This is a genomic window from Kitasatospora sp. NPDC088346 (assembly GCF_044740765.1).
GTDB lineage: Bacteria > Actinomycetota > Actinomycetes > Streptomycetales > Streptomycetaceae > Kitasatospora.
Genome location: NZ_JBIURH010000009.1, coordinates 12,692 through 32,175, shown reverse-complemented (window position 1 = coordinate 32,175; position 19,484 = coordinate 12,692). Strand labels below are relative to the sequence as shown.

The 19,484-nt window shown below is 75.5% G+C and carries 14 protein-coding genes; 3 read left to right on the top strand and 11 right to left on the bottom strand.

Going from position 1 to position 19,484, the window contains the following annotated elements:
- Positions 1-53: 53 nt before the first annotated feature.
- From ACIOFR_RS14735 to ACIOFR_RS14715, 5 genes are all read right to left on the bottom strand, one after another.
- Complete coding sequence (locus tag ACIOFR_RS14735; protein ID WP_400996497.1) at positions 54-1,883, bottom strand: amino acid adenylation domain-containing protein; 1,830 nt, start codon at positions 1,881-1,883, stop codon at positions 54-56.
- A 27-nt stretch (positions 1,884-1,910) separates the two neighbouring features.
- Positions 1,911-3,083, bottom strand: coding sequence for an acyl-CoA dehydrogenase family protein (locus tag ACIOFR_RS14730; RefSeq protein WP_400996495.1), 1,173 nt, complete (start codon positions 3,081-3,083; stop codon positions 1,911-1,913).
- Complete coding sequence (locus tag ACIOFR_RS14725) at positions 3,080-6,208, bottom strand: amino acid adenylation domain-containing protein (RefSeq protein ID WP_400996493.1); 3,129 nt, start codon at positions 6,206-6,208, stop codon at positions 3,080-3,082. Before ACIOFR_RS14725 ends, ACIOFR_RS14730 begins: the two co-directional genes overlap by 4 nt.
- An 81-nt stretch (positions 6,209-6,289) precedes the next feature.
- A complete protein-coding gene (locus ACIOFR_RS14720; protein ID WP_400996490.1) occupies positions 6,290-7,585 on the bottom strand; it encodes a non-ribosomal peptide synthetase in 1,296 nt (431 codons plus the stop codon).
- A 116-nt stretch (positions 7,586-7,701) separates the two neighbouring features.
- Positions 7,702-9,024, bottom strand: coding sequence for an MFS transporter (locus ACIOFR_RS14715; RefSeq protein WP_400996488.1), 1,323 nt, complete (start codon positions 9,022-9,024; stop codon positions 7,702-7,704).
- A 412-nt stretch (positions 9,025-9,436) separates the two neighbouring features.
- On the opposite strand from ACIOFR_RS14715, the gene ACIOFR_RS14710 reads away from it, so the two are divergent.
- Positions 9,437-9,886, top strand: coding sequence for a DUF732 domain-containing protein (locus tag ACIOFR_RS14710; RefSeq protein ID WP_400996486.1), 450 nt, complete (start codon positions 9,437-9,439; stop codon positions 9,884-9,886).
- A 99-nt stretch (positions 9,887-9,985) separates the two neighbouring features.
- Here the strand turns inward: ACIOFR_RS14710 and ACIOFR_RS14705 are convergent, their stop codons facing one another.
- From ACIOFR_RS14705 to ACIOFR_RS14685, 5 genes are all read right to left on the bottom strand, one after another.
- On the bottom strand, positions 9,986-10,729 hold the full coding sequence (locus ACIOFR_RS14705) for a hypothetical protein (protein WP_400996484.1): 744 nt from the start codon (positions 10,727-10,729) through the stop codon (positions 9,986-9,988).
- Between the two features lie 11 nt (positions 10,730-10,740).
- Positions 10,741-11,340 (bottom strand): DUF6891 domain-containing protein, encoded by a 600-nt coding sequence (locus ACIOFR_RS14700; RefSeq protein WP_400996482.1) that lies wholly within the window; start codon positions 11,338-11,340, stop codon positions 10,741-10,743.
- Between the two features lie 42 nt (positions 11,341-11,382).
- Positions 11,383-14,310 carry a hypothetical protein gene (locus ACIOFR_RS14695; protein WP_400996480.1) on the bottom strand — a complete coding sequence of 976 codons (2,928 nt, stop codon included), beginning with the start codon at positions 14,308-14,310 and terminating at the stop codon, positions 11,383-11,385.
- Between the two features lie 135 nt (positions 14,311-14,445).
- A complete protein-coding gene (locus ACIOFR_RS14690) occupies positions 14,446-15,036 on the bottom strand; it encodes a hypothetical protein (protein ID WP_400996477.1) in 591 nt (196 codons plus the stop codon).
- 125 nt (positions 15,037-15,161) lie between these two features.
- Positions 15,162-15,914, bottom strand: coding sequence for an ArsR/SmtB family transcription factor (locus tag ACIOFR_RS14685; RefSeq protein ID WP_400996474.1), 753 nt, complete (start codon positions 15,912-15,914; stop codon positions 15,162-15,164).
- A 169-nt stretch (positions 15,915-16,083) separates the two neighbouring features.
- On the opposite strand from ACIOFR_RS14685, the gene ACIOFR_RS14680 reads away from it, so the two are divergent.
- Positions 16,084-17,625 (top strand): MFS transporter, encoded by a 1,542-nt coding sequence (locus ACIOFR_RS14680; RefSeq protein ID WP_400996471.1) that lies wholly within the window; start codon positions 16,084-16,086, stop codon positions 17,623-17,625.
- A 13-nt stretch (positions 17,626-17,638) separates the two neighbouring features.
- Here ACIOFR_RS14680 and ACIOFR_RS14675 read toward each other — a convergent pair whose 3' ends face one another.
- The gene (locus ACIOFR_RS14675) at positions 17,639-18,034 is read right to left on the bottom strand and encodes a MerR family transcriptional regulator (protein ID WP_400996468.1); all 396 of its coding nucleotides are present in this window, start codon (positions 18,032-18,034) and stop codon (positions 17,639-17,641) included.
- A gap of 81 nt (positions 18,035-18,115) precedes the next feature.
- Between ACIOFR_RS14675 and ACIOFR_RS14670 the strand changes: the two genes are divergently transcribed.
- Positions 18,116-19,345 carry an MFS transporter gene (locus ACIOFR_RS14670; protein WP_400996466.1) on the top strand — a complete coding sequence of 410 codons (1,230 nt, stop codon included), beginning with the start codon at positions 18,116-18,118 and terminating at the stop codon, positions 19,343-19,345.
- Positions 19,346-19,484: the final 139 nt, after the last annotated feature.

The following is a 19,484-nucleotide window of genomic DNA, read 5'->3' as shown; positions in this document are numbered from 1 at the left end:
GTTCCCTTCCGGGTGCCCCGGCGCGGGGCCGGGGCATCCTGGTACGGCGGTGGTCAGGAGGCGGAGGCGGCGTGCGGCCGGCCGGCCTCGACCAGCGCGGCCAGGCTGCGCAGGTCGGGCTGGCGCAGCAGCTGCGGGGCGCGCAGCCGTACGCCGCAGGACTCCTCCAGGGCCACCAGCAGGCGGGCGGCGGCCAGCGAGTTGCCGCCGGCGTCGAAGAAATTGTCGAGCGGGCCGAGCTCCGGGCGGTCCAGCAGCTCGCGGCACAGCGCCAGGACGGTCCGCTCGGTGGCGGTGCCGCCGTCGGCGTCCCCGCCCGGCGCGGCGGCCTCGGCCGCCAGCAGGGCGGCCCGGTCGACCTTCCCGTTGGCGTCCAGCGGGTAGCCGTCGACCAGCCGGACCACGGTCGGTACGGCCTGCTCGGGCAGCCACTCCCGGACCTGCGGCAGCAGGTCCGGGCCGGTGACGGGGCCGTCGGCGGCGGGCTCGACGAAGGCGAGCAGCCGGGCCGAGCCGGACGCGTCGCGGCGCACCGCGACCACGGCCCGCCGCACCCGGGGGTCGCGCTCGAACGCGGCCTCGACCTCGGCCGGCTCGATCCGCACCCCGCTGACCTTGACCTGGTCGTCCAGCCGGCCCAGGAACTCCAGCACCCCGTCGGCGCGCATCAGCACCCGGTCGCCGGTGCGGTAGACCCGGTCGACGCCCTCGACGCCCTGCGGCGCGGGCACGAACCGGCGCGCGGTCAGCTCCTCGTCCAGGTAGCCGAGCGCCAGCAGGCCGCCGCCGACCCGCAGTTCGCCCGACTCGCCGCGCGGCACCGGGCGGCCGTCCCGGTCCGTGACGAGGAGTACGGCGCCGGGCACCGGCCGGCCGATCGGCGGCGGACCGTCCCCGCCGGAGCCGGGTGCCATGGTGTGCACGCTGGTCACCACGGTGGCCTCGGCGGGCCCGTACGCGTTGTGCACATGGGCCGTGACGTCCGGCGAGGGGTGCCGGCGCAGCCGGTCGCCGCCGACCGACAGGTGCCGCAGCACCAGGCCGGCCGGCCACGGCCGGTCGAGCACCGGTTCGGCCAGCGGCGTGGGCAGGACGCCGACGGTGATGCCGGCCTCCCGCCACCAGTCGGTGAGCGCGCCCGCGTCCCAGCGGACGGCGTCCGGGGCGACGCTCAGTGCGGCGCCCGAGGTCAGCGTCGCCCACAGCTCCATCAGGTGCGGGTCGAAGGCGACCCCGATCAGCAGGCTGTGCCGGTCGCCGGGGCCGAGGCCGGTCAGTTCGCGGTACCAGTGCAGCATCGCGCCCAGCGAGCGCTCCCCGACGGCGACCGCCTTCGGGGTGCCGGTGGAACCGGAGGTGAGCACCGCGTAGTGGCTGCCCGCGGGGGCGCCGACGGCGTCCGCGGCGGACGGCGCGAAGGCGGCCACCACGGTGGCGGCGGCCGTCGCGCCCTCGGCGGGCACCGTCAGCGGCAGGTGGTCCGCCGTGCGGTGGGCGGTGGGCAGCAGCGCGGGGTCGCCGACCAGGCAGGCCAGCCGCAGCTTCTCGGCGACGGCCTGCAGGCGCCGCTCGCCGGGACGCGGGCCGAGCGGCAGGTGGACGGCGCCGAGCCGGGCCACCGCGAGGGTGACGGCGACCAGCGCGGCCGAGTGGTCCAGGCAGACGCCGACCAGCTCGCCGGGGCGGACCCGGTGGCCCAGGGTGGCGGCCACCGCGTCGGCCAGCGCGTCGAGTTCGGCGTAGCTCCAGCTGCGCCCGCCGTCGATCAGCGCGGGGGCGTCCGGGGTGCGGCGCACCCACTCGGCGAACAGCGCCGTGACGGGAGAGTCCTGGGCCGGGTGGCCGTGGGTGACGGATCGGGTGATGGTGTCAGAAGTCGTCATGTCGTGGTCTCCGAACAGTGGTTGCGGTCAGCCCAGGCCCATGGCCCGCGCGACGATCACCTTCTGGACCTCGGAGGTCCCCTCGATGATCGTCATCATCCGGACGTAGCGGTACAGGAACTCCAGCGGATGCCCGCGCACCCAGCCGGTCGCCCCGTGCACCTGCAGCGAGCGGTCCACCACCCGCACGGCGGTCTCCGAGGAGGTCAGCTTCGCCAGCGCGGCGTTCTCCGGCGCCTCGGTGCCCTCGTCCACCAGCCGGGCGCAGGCCAGCGTCAGCAGCTTCGCCGCCTCCACCTCGGCCCGGCTGCGCACCAGGTGCTCCTGGACGTGCTGGTAGGCGCCGATCCGCTCGCCGAAGGCCTGCCGCTCCCGGGCGTACTCGACGCCCAGGCGCAGCGCGTACTCGGCGACGCCGTTGCACATCGCGGCCACCACCAGGCGTCCGCGCGACAGGCTGTCCATGGCCAGGGCCATCGCGGCGCCGACCCCCTCCGGGCCGCCGATCACCGCGTCCATCGGCACCCGGACCTGCTCCAGCACCAGTTCGAACATCGGCTCGCCGGACATGCCCTCGTAGCGCTGGCCGATCCGTAGGCCGGGGGTGTCCATCGGGAGCGCGAAGGCGGTCGCGCCGACGGTCGGCCCGTCGCCCAGGTCGGTGGCGGTGACGACCAGCGCGAGGTCGGCCCGGTCGGCGTTGGAGACGAAGGTCTTCCGTCCGCTGATCACCCAGCCGTCACCGTCCCGGACGGCCGTGGTGGTGAGCCGGAACGCGTCCGAGCCGGCCTGCGGCTCGGTCAGCGCCAGGCAGCGGGCGCTGGTCCCGCGCACCAGCGGCACCAGGTACTTCTCCACCTGCTCGGGCGTGCCGTGCCGCAGCAGCGGGCTCGGACCGTCCGACCCGGCCAGCGCGTACGGCGCCAGCGCGCAGCCGCTGCGGCCGGCCGCGTGGTGGAGCAGCACCACGGCCGTGAACGGCATCCCGGAGCCGCCCAGCTCCTCGGGGTAGTCGCCGGCGTAGAAGCCGAGCGCGGCCGAGCGCTTGCGCACGTACGCCCGCAGGTCGGCGGGCGGCAGGTCGGCGGTCTCCGGCAGTTCGGCGGCCAGCGGGACCAGCTCGCGGCGCACGAAGCTCTCGAAGGCATCGACCAGTTCGCGGTGGCCGTCCTCCAGGACGGACGCGGGGGTGGAGTTCACAGCTGACCCTCCGTCAGGACGCGTGCCTGGTCGGCCAGGACGGGGTTCTGGAACAGCACGCGCAGGGGCGGGCGGCCGCCCAGGCGCGGTTCCAGCCAGGCGGCCAGCTGCGCGGCGAGCAGCGAGTGGCCGCCCACCTCGAAGAAGTGCGACTCGGCGGTGAACCGGTCGTGGCCCAGCACCTCCCGCCAGGCCTCGGCGACCAGCGCCACGCCCGGGTCGGCGAAGACCACCTCGCCGGCCTCCGGCTCGTCGCCGGGAGCGGGCAGCTCCGCCACCGCCCGGGCCAGCGCCGCCCGGTCGGGCTTGCCGCCGGGCAGCACCGGCAGCGAGTCGAGTGCCACCCAGGCGCCCGGCACCAGCGCGCCGGGCAGCCGCAGCGACAGCGCGGCGTGCAGCGCCGCCTGGTCGGGAGCCTGCGGACCCTCCAGGAAGCCGACCAGCCGCGGGCCGTTCGCGGCCGTGGCGTCCAGCACCACCGCGCAGGAGCGGCCGCCGAGTTCGGCGGAGGCCGCCGCCTCGATCTCCTCCAGCTCGATCCGGAACCCGCGCAGCTTGACCTGGTTGTCCCGGCGGCCCAGGAACCACAGCCGCCCGTCCCGGTCGCGGTAGCCGCGGTCACCGGTGCGGTACACCCGCTCGCCGCCCAGCGCCGCCACCTCGACGAACCGCTCGGCCGTCGCCTGCGCCACCCCCAGGTAGCCGTCCGCGAGCGCCGGCCCGGAGACCGCCAACTCGCCGACCCCGCCGGCCGGCAGCGGCCGCAGCCCCTCGTCCAGGACGTGCACCGCCGTCCCCGGGAGCTCGGTGCCCAGCGGGATCTCCGCCCCCTCCGCCAGGTCGGCGGCGGTGATCTCGTGCACCGTCGAGGTCACGGTCGCCTCGGTGACCCCGTACGCGTTGAGCACCGTCGCCCGGGTGTCCGCCAGCAGACCCTCCAGCGCCCGGGCGGGCAGCCGCTCGCCGCCCAGCACCAGCAGCCGTGGCGACCAGAGCCCGTCCCGCAGTGCCTCCCGCAGTTCCTCGCGCACCGCCAGGAAGTAGCTGGTCGGCAGGTTGGCGACGGTGACCCCGCGGGCCGCCAGCACCGCGACCAGCTCGGGCGCGGTCGGCACCTCCCGCTGCGGCAGCACCAGGCCGGCCCCGACGGCCAGCGCCGGCAGCACCTCCTCCAGCGCCACGTCGAAGGACGGCCGGGCGAACAGCAGCACCCGGTCCGCCGGAGTCAGCCCGTAGCGCTGCGCCACCGCGCCGACGTACCCGGCGAGCGCGGCCCGGCCGACCAGGACGGGCTTGGGCACCCCGGTCGAGCCGGAGGTGTGGATCACGTAGGCCGCGCCGTCCAGCACGGCGGCGGGCGCGGCCTTCGGGAAGGCCGGACCGTCCAGCAGGGCGGGGGTGCGGCCCTCGGCGGGCAGCGCCAGCGCGCTCTGCCGGGTGGCCAGCACCAGGGCCGGGTTCAGCCGGTCCAGCAGCAGGGCGAGCCGAGTCGCCGGGTCGTCCGGGGACAGCGGCGCGTACACCGCGCCCGCCCGCAGGCAGGCCAGCAGCGCGACCACGCTCTCGACCCCGCGCGGCAGCAGCACGGCGACCGGCTGACCGGCCGTCACCCCGGCGGCGCGCAGGCGCTCGACCAGTTCGCCGACCCGGCGGTCCAGGTCGCCGTAGGTGAGCCGCTCGGTGCCGGCGATGACGGCGAGGGTGCTCGGGTCCTGGCGGGTCAGCGGGTCGAGCGGGGCGGTCTGCTCCGCTGCTGTGGCTGTGGCTGTGGCTGTGGCTGTGGCCGTGGCCGTGGTCGGCGCCGGTGCGGCGAGTGCGGCCAGGGCGGAGTGCGGCTCGTCGAGGTAGGCGCGCAGCAGCTCCAGCAGGCGCCCGGCCAGCAGTTCGGCGACCTCCTCGCCGAAGACGTCGGCGTCGTAGTCCCAGACCAGGGTCATCCCGCCGGGGCCGTGCCGCTCGGTGACGGTGCGCCGGTCGTCCGGCAGCAGCACGAGGTCGAGGTCGAAGCGGGTGGTGCCGGTGTTGAAGCCCTCGTAGAGGGTGACCTCCAGGCCCGGGACGTCGATCTCCGGGAGCGCGGCGTCGTGCGCGCTGAACATCACGCTGAACAGCGGGTTGTCGGCGCCACTGGTGTGCAGCCCGAGCGAGCGGGTCAACTCCTGCACCGGCACGTCCTGGTGGGGCAGTGCCCGGAGCAGGGTGTCGGTGACCTCGTCCACGCTGTCGGTGCCGGGCGCGGCCGGGTCCAGCCGCAGCCGCAACGGCACGGTGTTGACGAACATCCCGACGGTGGACTCGAAGCCCACCGGCCGGTTGCCGACCGCGGTGCCGACCACCAGCTCGCGGTGGCCGCTGTGCCGGCGCAGCAGCTCGCCGAAGAGCGTGAGCAGGACGGAGAACGGCGTGTGGCCGTCGGCCCGCCCGCGGGCCCGCAGCCGCTCGGCCAGGTCGGCGCCGATCGACTGCCGCAGCTGGCCGCCCCGGTGGGCCCGCACCGCGCCCGGCCTGGCCAGACCGGGAAGCGTCAGGGCGAGCGGGGCGTCGCGCAGCTCCTGCTGCCAGAACGCCAGGCTGCGCGCCCGGTCGACGCCGGCGCCGGCCCGGGCGTGCTCCTCGTACGAGCGGGTGGCCGGCAGCTCGGCGCGCTCACCGGTGACCGCGGCGCGGTACGCCGTGAACAGGTCGCGCAGCAGCATCGCGAAGGAGTGCCCGTCGTGGATCAGGTGGTGCTCGACGTGGATCAGCCGGTGGTGCTGCTCGCCCAGCCGGACCAGGTGCCAGCGCAGCAGCGGCGCCTCCTCGGTGTCCAGCGGCTCCTCGGCCTCGGCGACCAGCAGCCGCTGGAAGGCGGCCGCCGGGTCGGCCTCGGCGGACAGGTCGCCGGTGCGCAGCCGCACCTGGGCGTCGTCGCGCACCCGCTGGTCGGGCAGGCCGCCGTCGCGGGCGACCAGTTCGAGCCGCAGCCCGGCGTGGTGGTCGAGCACGGCGGCGAGCGCGGTGCGCAGGGCGGCCCGGTCGAGCGTTCCCCAGAGGTCCAGGTAGGCCGTGAAGTTGTAGGCACGGCTGCCGGGCTGGAGCTGCTCGTGCAGCCAGACGATCTCCTGCGAGGAGGAGAGAGCGAACATGGGTGGTTCCCCTTGCTTGTGGCGGGACATGTGCGGACGCGGGTCGCCGGCCCGGTGGTGCCGGGAGCGGCCCGCGGCGGGTCAGACCGCCGGGCCGGGCGCGGTGGCGCCCAGGTGCCGGCGGAGGGTGGAGAGCAGGGCGTCGAACGCCTCGGCGGCGGCCGGGTCCGGCCAGTGACGGCGGTCCCAGGCCAGCCGGACCAGCAGGTCCTGGCCGTGCGAGGCGGAGACGGCGAACGGGGCGGCCAGCGGGCGCCCGGACAGGTGGGTCTCACGTCCGGACACCTCGCCGAGCACCAGCGGCGGGCGGCGGTGCAGGTCCTCGAAGGTCAGCAGGCCGTCCAGGGCCCCGGACCACTGCGCGCCGGCCGACCGGGCGGCGTGCACCACCTCGTCGAAGGGCATGTCGGCGTGGTCCAGGTCGTCCCACCAGTCGGCACTGAGCCGGTCGAGCCCGGCGGCGCCCGAACCGGCCGGGTGCACCAGGGTGTTGAGGAAGCAGCCGAGCACCGGCGGGGCGGCGGCGGGCCGGCCGCCCCACGGATAGCCGAGGGCCGGCGTGGCCGCCGGGCCGAGCAGGCTGCGGGCGGCCGCCGAGACGGCGTCCAGCAGCGCGGGGAAGACGGCGCCGCGGGCGGCGGCCGGGGCGGGCGGCAGCCGGTGCGTCAGCATGCCGGTGTCCGGTTCCGCCCGGTACGCCGGTCGCGCGGACGCCCGCAGCGCACCGAGCCGGGCCGCCCAGTGGGCCCGGGCCCGGTCGGCGGAGGCGGCGGCCTCCGCGGTCAACTGGGCCTCCACGGTGGCGCGGTACTCGGCGGTGGCGGCCGCGGCCGCGTCCGGCGCACCGTCCTGCGGGCCGGGATCGGTCGCGTACCCGGCACTGAGGCCGGCGGTGACGATCCCGAGCGACTGCTCGTCGCAGGCGGCGTGGTCCAGGGCGACGGCGAGGACCTCCTCCTCGTGCCCGGGCCCGCCCGCCAGCAGCAGGCGCAGCGCCGGGCCGTCCGGCGACCAGCCGAGCAGCTCGCGCCGCAGCGCGTCGGCGGCGCTCTCGCCGGGTGCCGGTTCGACCCGCCGGACCTCCGCCGCCGGTGGCCCCGTCCGCAGGACGGGCGTGCCACGCAGCGACGCGAACCGGCCGCGCAGCGCCGGGTGCCGGGCGGCCAGCCGGGTCGCGGCCGCCCGCAGCCGGGACAGGTCGACGGTGCCCGCCGGGAAGGCGAAGAACAGCGGGACGACGTCGGGGCGCCCCAGCGGATCGAGGCGCCGGGCGAGCAGGAAGCGCCGCTGCGCGCCGGTGACCGGCAGCAGGTCGGCGCAGTCGCCGGCCACGGAACGGTAGCGGGAAAGGTAGGCGGTGGTGATGCTGGAGTTCACGGAGGGCTCCGGTCCTGGTTCGCATCGTGGTCCGCGGCCGGGGCCGCATGGTGGTGCGCGGTCCGCGGGCGACGGGGTGTGGCGGGTGGGCGGGGTGCGGTCCGGGTCGCGCGGGTTCAGTCGGCGGCGACGGCCGCGGCGCTCGCCGGTCTGTCCTCGGCGCCGTCCTCGGCACCGTCCTCGTGGCCGGGCGCGGACGTCGGGAGGTCCCGCAGTCCACGCAGTGGCGACAGCAGCAGGGGCAGCGGCACGGTCAGGAAGCCCGCCGCGCAGACCCACAGCGCCGCCCTCGGCCCGGCCGCCGCCGCGACGGCGCCGCCGGCCAGCGCACCCAGCGGCATGGTGCCCCAGACCAGGAAGCGCATGGTGGCGTTCATCCGGCCGAGCAGCTCGGGCGGGCAGATCGCCTGACGGAAGCTCACCTGGGCCACGTTGTAGACCACCGCGCCGAAGAGCACCACGGCCGAGCCGATCCCGAACAGCAGCACCCCCGCGCTCCGCCCGGCCAGCGGCCACAGCAGCGCGAACGGCGAGGTGACCACGGTCGACAGCCAGATCAGCCGGGCCTGGCCGACCCGTCGGGCCAGCGGTCCCGCGCACAGCGCGCCGGCCAGCCCGCCGAGGGCGGACACCGACAGCAGCAGGCCGATGGCGCCGGGGGAGAGGTCGAGCACCCGGGCCCAGAACACCGTCTGCACGGCCATCAGCAGGGCGGCGAACAGGTTGGAGGCGGCGGTCGCAGCGGCGATCATCCGCAGCAGGGGGTGCTTCAGGACGAAGGCGACGCCTTCACCGATGTCGGCCCGCAGCGAGCGGCCGGGCACCGGCTCGGGCACCTCCTCCCGGGTGCGGACGCCCACCAGGAACAGGGCCGAGGCGAGGTAGCCGAACGCGTCGGCGACGATCGCGAGCGGCGCCCCGAGCAGTTGGACCAGGCCGCCGCCCAGCCCGGGCCCGCCGACCTGGGCGACCGAACGCACCGTCTCCAGCGCGCCGTTGCCCGCGACCAGCTGTTCCCGGGGCAGCAGCTGCGGCAGAAAGGACTGGTGGGCGACGTCGAAGAAGACCGTGGCCACGCCGGTCACCAGCGCCACGACGTAGAGCTGGGCCATCGTCAGGACGTCGGCCGCCGAGGCCAGCGGGACGGAGGCGACGGCGAGGCAGCGCACCACGTCGGCGCGGATCAGCACCGGCAGTCGTCGCGTCCGGTCGAGCCAGGCGCCCGCGGGCAGACCGACCAGCAGGAAGGCGGCGGTCTCGGCGGCAGTGAGCAGGCCGACCTGGAACGGCGGGGCGTCGAGCCCGACGACGGCGACCAACGGCAGTGCGACCAGGGTCACTTGGCTGCCGAACTGGCTGGTGGCCGATCCGGCGAGCAGCAGGCGGAAGTCGCGATGGCGTAAGAGGCGGCCCCGTCCGAGCCGCTGAATGATGTTCATCTGTTCGACTGTCGGTGAAGAGAGTGATACCGGGCAACCGGCGTGAACGATTCCGGACTTCTCTCCCGATGGGCCCTCGGGTCACTTGTGGAGGGTGGGCGGCGGCCGGTCCCCGGGGCCGGCGCGTGGCGCCGTCGCCGCTGTCGCACGGGCCCCGGGGCGGTGAACGATACGGAGGCGAACCGTCCGTATTTCGGACAGACGTTGTCCGGTCACCGGACAGATGCTTTCAGATATGGCTGGATCGAGCGGTTTCATGTTCGTTCTTCATCTGCCTGTAGAGGTGCTGTGATAACCCTGCGTCGGTCACCGGTCCGCACCGCACCGAGCCGCGTACCGAGTCGTCTGCCGGTCCGTCACGGGCCTGTCACAGGGGCCGATCCGGGTGGCGGGCTGTGGCACGGTGGGCGGCATGCGAATTCGAGTCGTCACCATCGGTCTGGCCGCGGCCGCCACCCTGTTCTCCCTCACGGCCTGCGGCAGCAGCGGCAGCGACAGCCCGCAGGCGGCGCCGACCAAGGCCGCCGGCACCCCCTCCGCCGCGGCCGGCGCAGCCACGGGCGGCACCGGGTCCGCGAAGCCGACCGCCTCGGGCTCCGTCGTCGTGCCGAGCCCCAACGCCGCCCAGCAGGCCGGTCTCCTCGCGGGCCTGAAGGCCGTCAACCCGGAACTCGCGGCGGACCCGGCCAAGGCCGTCGGCAGCGCCCAGTACGTCTGCGCCCAGATCCACACCGGCAAGGACGACGCGGCGGTGGCGAAGGAGGCCGCCGCCCGGTTCAGCGGCGGCAGCGTCACCCTGACCGACCAGCAGGGCAAGCTGGTCATCGCCGCCGTGCGCACCTCGTTCTGCACCATGCCCTGACCTGCTCGCCGGCCGCCCCGGCCGGCCTCGGACGGCCCCGGCGGTACCACCGCCGGGGCCGTCGGGCCGTCGGGCCGTCGGGCTGCCGGTACGCCGGGGCTATCCGGGGGCGTCGGCCGGTGTGCCCCACGCCTCGCGGTACTCGATGTGCAGCTCGCGCGCCGTGCCGAGGACGCCCTCCCGGGCGTGGAACTCCGTACAGAAGTGCGGCCCGGCCGGATGGGCCGACACGTGGGCCGGGCCCTCGACGGCCAGGTCGAGGAACTTTCCCGCGGTCTCCCCGAACACCTTCGCGCTGCCGGTCATGAACAGCGTCTCGGCGTGCAGGTGCTGCCGGAAGAGGTCCCGGTTCTCCCGGTGGTGACGGGCCGCGTGGTCCACGCGGTCCCCGTCGACGACGGCCGCCCGCGGCAGGTCGACCTGTTGCGGAAGGCCCGCGCCGAGCCGCCCGCGCAGTTCCTTCCAGCGTGACGGCGCGAACTGCAGGCGGTGGTGCAGCAGGACGAGGTCCAGCCGGCGGCCGTCCCCGGCCGGGACGTCGGGCGGCAGGTCGTTCCCACGGATCGGGAGGTGGACCAGGGTGCGGGGCGAGCGGGCCGCGAGCAGCCACAGCGCGGCGAACGCCCGGGCCGCCGTACGGTCCAGGTGCCCGTCCACGAACCGGTCGCGGTCCAGGAGCACGGCCCGCGGCAGCGGCCGGGCCGGCCGGACCACCCGGTACTCCACCGGCCCCAGCCGGGCGCGGTGCACCGTGACCGGCAGGCCGATCCGCGCCGCGCGCCCGCGCCGGGCGGGCGGCGGCCCGGGCGCCGCGCCGTCCTCCGTCGATCCGCCGTGCTGCACCGGGGGGCGGTTCAACCCTGCGGGAGGCGCTTGTGCCACTGCGGCAGCGCCACCCTGATCCGGGTGTCGGCGGAGCCGTCCCACTCCACCGGCAGACCGGCCGCGGTGAGCACCCCGGCGATCTCCCGGCCGACCGCCACCGCGTCCGCGCCGGAACCGCGCAGCGGGCCGTAGGACAGCCACAGCCCGCCGCCGGCGGCGACGCGGGCGGTGTCCTGCTGGTGGAAGAAGACGAACCCGTGGTCCCCGTCGGCGGCCTCGGCGTCGATCTCGGAGTGGCCGCAGTTGCGGCAGCAGGTGAAGTCGGCGCGGGCGGTGACCCCGGCCGCGCCGAGGGTGTCAAAGGCCGCCAGCAGCCGGTCGGCGTCGGTCGTCGCCGGCCATGCGGCCTGCTCCGCCAGCCGCTCCTCCCACAGCAGGTCGACCAGGGCGGCGGCCTGCTCCCGGGTCACCGGCTCCTTCGCCGGGTCGAAGTGCTCCTCGACGTCCCGGACGAGCAGGGCGCGGGTTCGGAAGCCGCCGTGGATCTGTTCCCGGGCGAACCGCTCGGCCTCCTCCCGGGTGGCGGTCGGCAGGTCGGCGGGGGTGGGGAGGTCAGCTCGTTCCGTCATGCCCGCATCCTGCCACCGGGCACCGACACCCCGGCCGGCGCCCTACGGCCGGCACCCCGTCAGCGGTGCGCTGTCGCCGGCCGGGCGGCCGCAGATGCGCTCCAGCTTCGCCTGGCCGTCGGTCTGCCGGGTGACCCGGACGATGTTGATGCCGTGCCCGGGCTGGGTGCCGGTGGCGAGCAGCGGGCGGGTCTCCCGGAAGTCGACGATGCCGGTGGCGCGGTTCTTCAGCTCGACGGCCCGCAGGCCGGCCATCACCGCGCCGCGCCCGCCGTCCTGGCTCGCGCCGGCGTTCAGCGCCCCGGCGTGCAGGGCCGCCGTGGCGTCGTACGCGAGGGCCAGCGAGCCGTCCGAGAAGACGTCGTCCTCGTACGGGTTGCCGCCCGGCGGCTTGGGGACGATGCCCAGCTCGGCGGCGGCCGTCTCGGCGAGGTCGGAGGCGCCGGCGGTGACGGCCGGATCGGTCAGCGCGATGTAGTAGAGGGTGGCCTGCGGCGCCATCCGGGTCTCCCCGGTGCTGAACTGGGCCTTGGTCAGGTCGTCGCCGGTGAGCACGGTGAGCGGGCGGTTGCACCCGGGGTCGGTGGCCAGCCGCTTCATCAGCTGGTTCACGTCGTCGGCCCGGCCGGCCAGGTAGATGACGGCCGGCGGCTGCCCGGACTGGCAGCTCCGGCGCAGCGCGTCCTCGTAGTCGGGATCCCCGGTGCTGGTCAGGCCGTACTCCAGGGGCCGGTCCTCGGTCAGCCGGAAGCCCGCCTCGCGAAGCATCGTGCTGCCGTACTTGGCCTGTTCGGGGCTGTACTGGTCGTCCCGGCTGGGTCGCCTGGTGAGGACGGTTGCGGTGCGGGCGTCGGGGGCCAGGGCCAGCCCGTCGGCGATCCTGCGGAGCTCGGCGGCCTCCTCCTCGTCGGTGGCGGCCAGCCCGAAGTAGTTGACGTGGTTGCGGGCGAGGTCGCTGCCGGAGTTGGTGGTGTCGACCACCGGGAGACCGGCGCTCTGCAGCAGGCCGACGGCGTTCTGGCTGTCGGTGGTGTTGCGGCCGAGCCCGACCACCCCGACGATCGAGCGGTCGCGCGCGGCCACCGCCACGATCCGCTCGACCATCTCGGTCTGGAAGTACATGTCCTGACCGCCGTTGGCGACCAGGACCTTGACCTTGGTGGGCTCGCCCACGTTGTTGCGCAGCTGGGCCAGGTGCACGCCGGTGAGCTCCTTGAGGCTGTTCAGCGCCCGTGACTCCTGCCCGCTCGCGGTGGTCAGCGATCCGGCGTACACGACGGTCACGAACCGGACGTCGGGCAGCGCGGCGACCCGGTCGTTCTCCCGGCGGATCGCCGCCTCCAGGGTGCCGAGCCCGATGTCCGCGCCGGCCTTCGCGGGGTCGCCCTCGTGCCCGGGCCGGGCGCCGCTGAGCCGCACGTCGTGGGCGGTCGCGAAGGACACCCCGCCGGTGGCCACCCCGACGCACTGCCGCGCGCCGCCCGGGTCCACCCGCCACACCGCGTCGTGGTTGGAGCCGAGCAGCCGGCCCTCGCAGTACTGGTCGGACAGCTGCTGGCTGCGCAGCACACCCCCGACCGAGGCCAGCACCAGGACCAGCAGCACCGTCCACCGCGACCACAGCACCCACGCCGAGCGGCGGACCGGCACGGCGGCCAGCCCGGTCGTGTTCCCGGCCTGCAACTGCCGCCGGCTGAGCCCGACCGGCAGGGTCCAGGCCAGCGCCCGCCCGCGGCTCGGCGCCTGCCGCACCCGCAGGTTGCTCACCCAGCTCTCGTACGGGCTGCCGCGGCGCAGCCCGCCGACGGGGACGGTGACCGGCCCGGCGGCGTCCGGCTGGAGCCAGCTCGCGGCGTCCGCGTGGGCGACGCCGGCGAGCACCAGCAGCGGGTCCTGCTCGCTGCGGCGGCTGCGCACGTCGCTGATCGCGCTGAGCACCCGCAGCCCGCCGTTGGCGGCGCCGGCGCTCGGCAGGAAGACCACCGGCGGCACCCGGCGCTTGCGGTCGCGCAGGTCCGGGTTCCACGAACGGTGGGCCGAGCGGAGGTCCTCCAGCAGGGCGAGGGCGCGCAGTTGCAGGTGGAACTCCTGGGCGCGCTCGCGTTCGTCGGCGGGGGTGCCGGGCAGTTGCGCCTTGAGGATCTCGCCGGCGACCTCCCGCGCCCTGGCCTGCGTGACGTCCCAGGACATCCGGGGCCGCCAGATCGACCAGGCGGCGGCCTGCCGCCCGGAGGCGGCCAGGAAGGTGGTGGTGGCGAACCACCGGCTGGCCTGTCCCAGCCAGGACAGCGGTGCGGTGTTGCGCCGGACCCAGCCGCTCACCATCAGCAGCACGAAGGTCGCCAGGACGACGCCGAGCACCACCTCCCAGTGCGCCTGGGTCAGCAGCGTGGTCAGCCCGGCGAGCACCACGGCGCCGATCAGGGTCGTGGAGTTGAGCAGGGGTGACAGGGTCTGCTGGAGGGTGCCGCCGCGCCGGTCCGGCCGCCAGTGCAGGTCGCGGAGACGGGCCAGCACGGCCTCCACCCGGTCGTCGAGCGAGGGTGTGCCACCGGTCGGCTGGTCGACCAGCACGTGCCGGGCCGCGGCCTCGACGGCGGCGATCAGCCGGGAACGGGGGACGGCGTAGTTCCGGTACCAGGAGGGCCCGCGCCGCGCCCAGGGCCCCCGGGCGACGGAGTCCAGGATGCCGATCGCGTTGAGGTGCGGGTCGCCGCCCTCCGCGCCGCCGACCAGCCGGTAGGGCAGGCCGCCGACCTCCTGGGCGTCCTGCACGGCGCTGACGACGCCGGTCACCTCCCGGTCGAGCGCGGTGTCCGCCTCGTCGGAGTACAGCACCACCACCGGCATCGGCAGCCGGGCGCGGCGGAACTGGTCGATCAGGTCCTTGAAGAGCGTGTCGACCTCGTACTTCGCGGTCGTCGGCAGCCCGCCGAGCCCCGTGTCGCCGTGTGCGGATCCCTGTGCCACGCCAGCCCCCCGTACGTCCCCGAACCGCCACCGATCACGCATGTCTGATGAGGTGTCAGGCCGCGAGTGTAGACCCGGGCCCCGACAGGAGGACATGTCGCGGGCGGTCGTCGGTTGCGGGGCGGGCGCCGGCCGTCAGGGGGTGGCGGCCGGGAGCCGGAGGCGGAGCTTGCGGGCGTCGGCGGCGGCCGGGGGAGCGGCGCCGAGGTCGGAGAGGGTGGTCACCAGGACGGCGTCGACGTCGGGGAGCCAGTTGCTGGTCTTGGACTGGACGCTGACGCTCTGGTGCTGGGGGGTGCCGTCGCAGACGATCAGCGTCGGGGAGGTGCGGGTGGAGCCGAAGGCGACGGCGGCCGGGTCGGCGGGGTCGGGCTGTTCCACCGAGGTGTTCAGCGACCGCTCGCCGTCGGGGGCCGCGCAGGTGTAGAGCAGCTCCACCCGGACGCGGCCCGGGAGCTTGGGGTCGATGCCGGCCGAGCCGACGGAGATCTCGGTCCCCGCGGCGGGCGGGGACGGCGCGGGGGTCGCCGCCGGCGCCGGCTCGGGTGCGGGGGAGGACACCTGGTCCGGCGCGGGGGCGGGCAGCGGATCCGCGATGGACCCGGCCGCCGGGCCGGCGGGTGCCGCGACCGGGTCGGTGTCGGCGGCGAAGATCGCGGTCGGGACGAGGACGACGCTCGCCCCGAGGGCGAGCGCGAGCGCGCCGCCGAGTGTTCTGCCTGGCATGGTCCTCCTCGTGTCGGGGTCCATGCACCGACTATCGATCAGGACGCAACCGCCTGCGAGTCGGTACGTCCGGCCAGGTGTCCGGTCGGACGTACCGGCGGACGGCTGCCCGGGCGCCCGGCCGCTCAGGTGTACATCAGCGAGCCGGGGGTGGTGAGCAGCTCGCCCGTCTCCAGCCAGGTCTTCAGGCCGGAGAGGATCATCGGCCAGCCGCCGTAGAGCTCGTCGTTCGCGCCCTCGCGCAGCTCGTCATGGGTGACGGTGAGCCGGCAGGAGTCGCCGACCGGCTCGATCTCCCAGGTGACCCGGCTGGTGCCCTCTCGCTTCACCTCGTCGCTCCAGAGCGCCACCATGCTCTGTACCAGCCGGCGGGGCGGGTCGACCTCCAGGTTCACCCCCTCGCCGATCGGGCCGTCCGCCCGGGGGGAGCCCATCGTGAAGCGGGAGCCCGGGGTCCAGTCCGAGTGGACCCCGACGCCGAAGTTGTACCTGGCGCGGATCTCCGGGTCCGTGATCGCCTCCCAGAGGCGTTCCGGCGTGGTGCGGATGTAGATCTCGAAGACCTTCTGCATGGGAGTCTCCAGTCGGCTCTTGAGGTCGCTGAGCGCAGCCGCCCACGGCCCCGTGTACTTGCTCACCCACCGGTCGTGGACGAGCCGGATGGGGACCGGGTTCAGGAAGTGGAGCTTCTCCCGGCCCTGTCGCCGGGTGACGACCAGCCCGGCCTCCTCCAGCAGTTTGAGGTGTTTCATCACGGCGAAGCGCGTCATGTCGAAGCGGGCTCCGAGGGCTCCGAGCGTCTGCCCGTCCTGTTCGAAGAGGGCGTCGAGCAGGCTCCGCCGGGTCGGGTCGGCCAGGGCTTTGAACACCAGATCCACCCTTCGAGAATAGGTGACTGTTTGGTCACATGTCAACGCGGAGGCCACCCCCGGAGCGACTCGCCCCGGCGAGCCGGTGCGCTCGTCCGGTGGTCACGTTGCGCGGTCGCCTACGGTCGGACCAGTGACGGACGAGGCCCTGCCGCGGCGACGAGGAGACGGCCGACCCATGGAACGCAAGTGGTGGACCCTGGTCGCCGTACTGGTGGCGACGTTCATGCTGCTGCTCGACATCACCGTGGTGAACGTGGCGCTGCCCGCGATCCGGGCGGACCTCGGGGCCAGCTTCACCGACCTGCAGTGGGTGTTCGACGCCTACGCGCTGACCCTCGCCGCGCTGGTGCTGACGGCGGGTTCGCTCGCCGACCGGCTGGGGCGCCGCCGGGTGTTCGCCGTCGGCCTCGCGGTCTTCTCCCTCGCCTCGCTGCTCTGCGCGGTCGCGCCGAACCCGACCTTCCTCAACCTCGCCCGCGCACTCCAGGGCGTCGGCGGCGCGGCGATGTTCGCGGTGTCGCTGGCCCTGGTCGCCCAGGAGTTCGCGGCCGGGCGCGAACGCGGCACGGCGATGGGCATGTACGGCGCCACCATCGGGGTCGCGGTCGCGATCGGCCCGCTCGTCGGCGGAGCCCTCACCGACTGGCTCGGCTGGGAGTCGATCTTCTACGTCAACGTGCCGATCGGGCTGCTGACCCTCGCCGCCACCTACGCCAAGGTGCGCGAGAGCCGCGACCCGAACGCGACCCGGGTCGACTGGGCCGGTGTCGCGACCTTCAGCCTGTCGCTGTTCCTGTTGGTGCTGGCGCTGGTCCGGGGCAACGCCGAGGGCTGGGGCAGCGCGCTGATCGTCGTGCTGTTCGTCGGCTCCGCGCTGCTGATGGGCGCGTTCGTCCTGGTCGAGCGGCGGGTCCCCGAGCCGATGCTGCCGCTCGGCCTGTTCGCCCGCGGCGCCTTCACCGGCGTCCAGCTGGCGGCGTTCGCGGTCTCCGGCTCGCTCTTCGCCCTGTTCCTCTACATGACGCTCTACCTGCAGAACTACCTCGGCTACTCGCCCTTCCAGGCCGGCCTGCGCTACCTGCCGGTCACCGTGCTCAGCTTCGTCGTCGCGCCGATCGCGGGCATCATGCTCTCCCGGGTCCAGGCCCGCTACATGCTCGGGGTCGGCCTCGGCGCCGTCGGCGCCGGCCTGCTGCTGATGAGCGGCATCGACGCGGACTCCGACTGGACGACGCTGCTCAGCGGCTTCCTGGTGGCCGGCGCCGGGGTCGGCCTGATCAACCCGGTCATCGCCGATGTCGCCGTCAGCGTCGTGCCCAAGCAGCAGAGCGGCATGGCGGCCGGCATCAACGACACCTTCCGGCAGGTCGGCATCGCCGTGGGCATCGCCGTCTGGGGAGCCGTCTTCGTCGGCCGCGGCGCCGCCGAGGTCCGCGACCTGACCGCCGGGACGGCCGCGGCCGAGGGATCACGCCCGCGCGAACTCGTCGAGGCCGCCTCCTCCGGCAGCCTGGAGCAGGCCGTCGCCGCCTTCCCCCCGCCCGCCCGGGCCGCGGTCACGGCCGCCGCCCGCGAGGGCTTCCTCGCCGGCTTCAACGACGTGCTGACGCTCGGTGCGCTGCTGAGCTTCGCCGGAGCGGTCCTCGCCCTGTGGCTGGTCCGGGAGGACGAGATCGAGCGCGAGCGGCCCGAGCGGCCCGAGGTGGCGGCGGGCTGACCGCAGCCGGCCGTCACCCCTCCCCGACTGCCGCGAGCCCGCCGGCCGCCGGTCGCACGGCGGCCAGGTAGGCGTGGATGGCGTCGCGGTTGCGGGCCAGGCAGTCGATCCGCTGCTGGAGCCGATCGGCCTCGCCCCGCATCAGCGCCTCGGTCTCCGGGGTCAGGCACTCCGGGTGGACGTGGATCTCGTCCGGCCGGTCCAGGTACGGCAGGATGCGGCGGATGATCTCGGTGGTGAGGCCCGAGTCGAGCAGCCCGCGGATCTGCTGGACCCGGTAGACCTCCGCCTCGCGGTACGCGCGGTAGCCGTTCTCCGCCCGCTCGGGACGGAGCAGCGACTGCTCCTCGTAGTAACGCAGCATCCTGGCCGGCACACCCGTGCGGCGGGACAGCTCACCGATCCTCATGACACTCCCCGGCAGGCCGGTACGGCGGAGCTCCGGCCCGTGCTTGCCCTCACACTGATGTGAGGGTTCCACCATGAGTCTATGCCCCCCGCACCCACCACCGACCTCCCGGAACCACGGCTCAAGAACCCCGCACGGCTCCCGCTGCGGGCCCTGCTCGCCCTGTTCGCCACCGCCTTCGGCGCGGTCATGACCGAACTGCTCCCCGCCGGGCTGCTGCCCCGGATGAGCGACGGACTGCACGTCCCGGAGGCCCGCGTCGGCTACCTGGTGACCGCGTACGCCGCCGCCTCCTTCCTCGCCGCCGTCCCGCTCACCGCCGCCCTGCGCGGCGTCCGGCGCCGCCGCGTCCTGATCGGCGGACTCCTCGGCTTCGCGCTCGCCAACACCGTCACCGCCGTCAGCACCTGCTACCCCCTGACCCTCACGGCCCGCCTGCTCGCCGGAGCCGTCGGCGGCACGCTCTGGGCGATGCTGGCCGGCTACGCCGCCCGGCTGGCCCCGCCCGAGCGCCGCGGCCGCGCCATCGCCGTGGTCCTGGCCGGCATCACCGTCGCCCTCGCCCTCGGCCTGCCCGCCGGCACCGCCCTCGCCGGCGCCGTCGGCTGGCGCACCGTCTTCGCCCTGCTGGCCGCCCTCGCCCTCGCCCTCGTGCCGTGGAGCCTCGCCCACCTGCCCGACGCCCCCGGCGAGAGCGCCACCGGTCGCGCCCCGCTGCGCCGCATCGCGGCGATCCCCGGCATCCCCGCCACGCTCGCCGTCACCCTGCTCCTGCTGCTCGGCCACCAGGCGCTGTACACCTACCTGGTGCCCTTCGCCGCCCACGGCGGGCACGGTGGCGCCGGGCGCCTGCTCCTCCTCTTCGGCCTCGCCACCGTGGCCGGCGTCTGGCTCGGCGGGGCGCTCGTGGACCGCCGTCCCCGGCTGGTCCTGCTGGCCGCACTGGCCCTGATCGCGGGCGCGATGCTCGCCCTCGGCCTGTCCGGCGGCGCACCCGCCGTCACGGGGACCGCCGTCGCCCTGTGGGGCGCCGCCTTCGGAGCCGCGCCCACCCTGCTGCAGACCGCCCTGGTGGACCTCTCCGGGCCGCGCCACGCGGACGTGGCCACCGCCCTCCAGGCCACCGTCTACAACCTCGGGATCGCCGCGGGATCGCTGACCGGCGGCATCGCCCTGGACACCGCAGGCGCCGGAGCACTGCCGTGGACGGCCCTCCCGCTGGTGACGGCGGCGCTCGCCGTCGTCACCCTGACCCGGCGCCACGCCTTCCCCACCCGCCGTGCGACGGACGCCGCGACGCCTGCGGCCTGACCTCGAACGCCTGCGACCCGACCGGGAACACCTGCGACCGCGGGCCCGGCGGACGGGACGCCCCCCCCGGCGGGGGCCGTCCCGTCCGCGGCGGTGCGCCGCCTTCCCCGGGCGGCCCGCCGCTGACATGCTCGTCTGC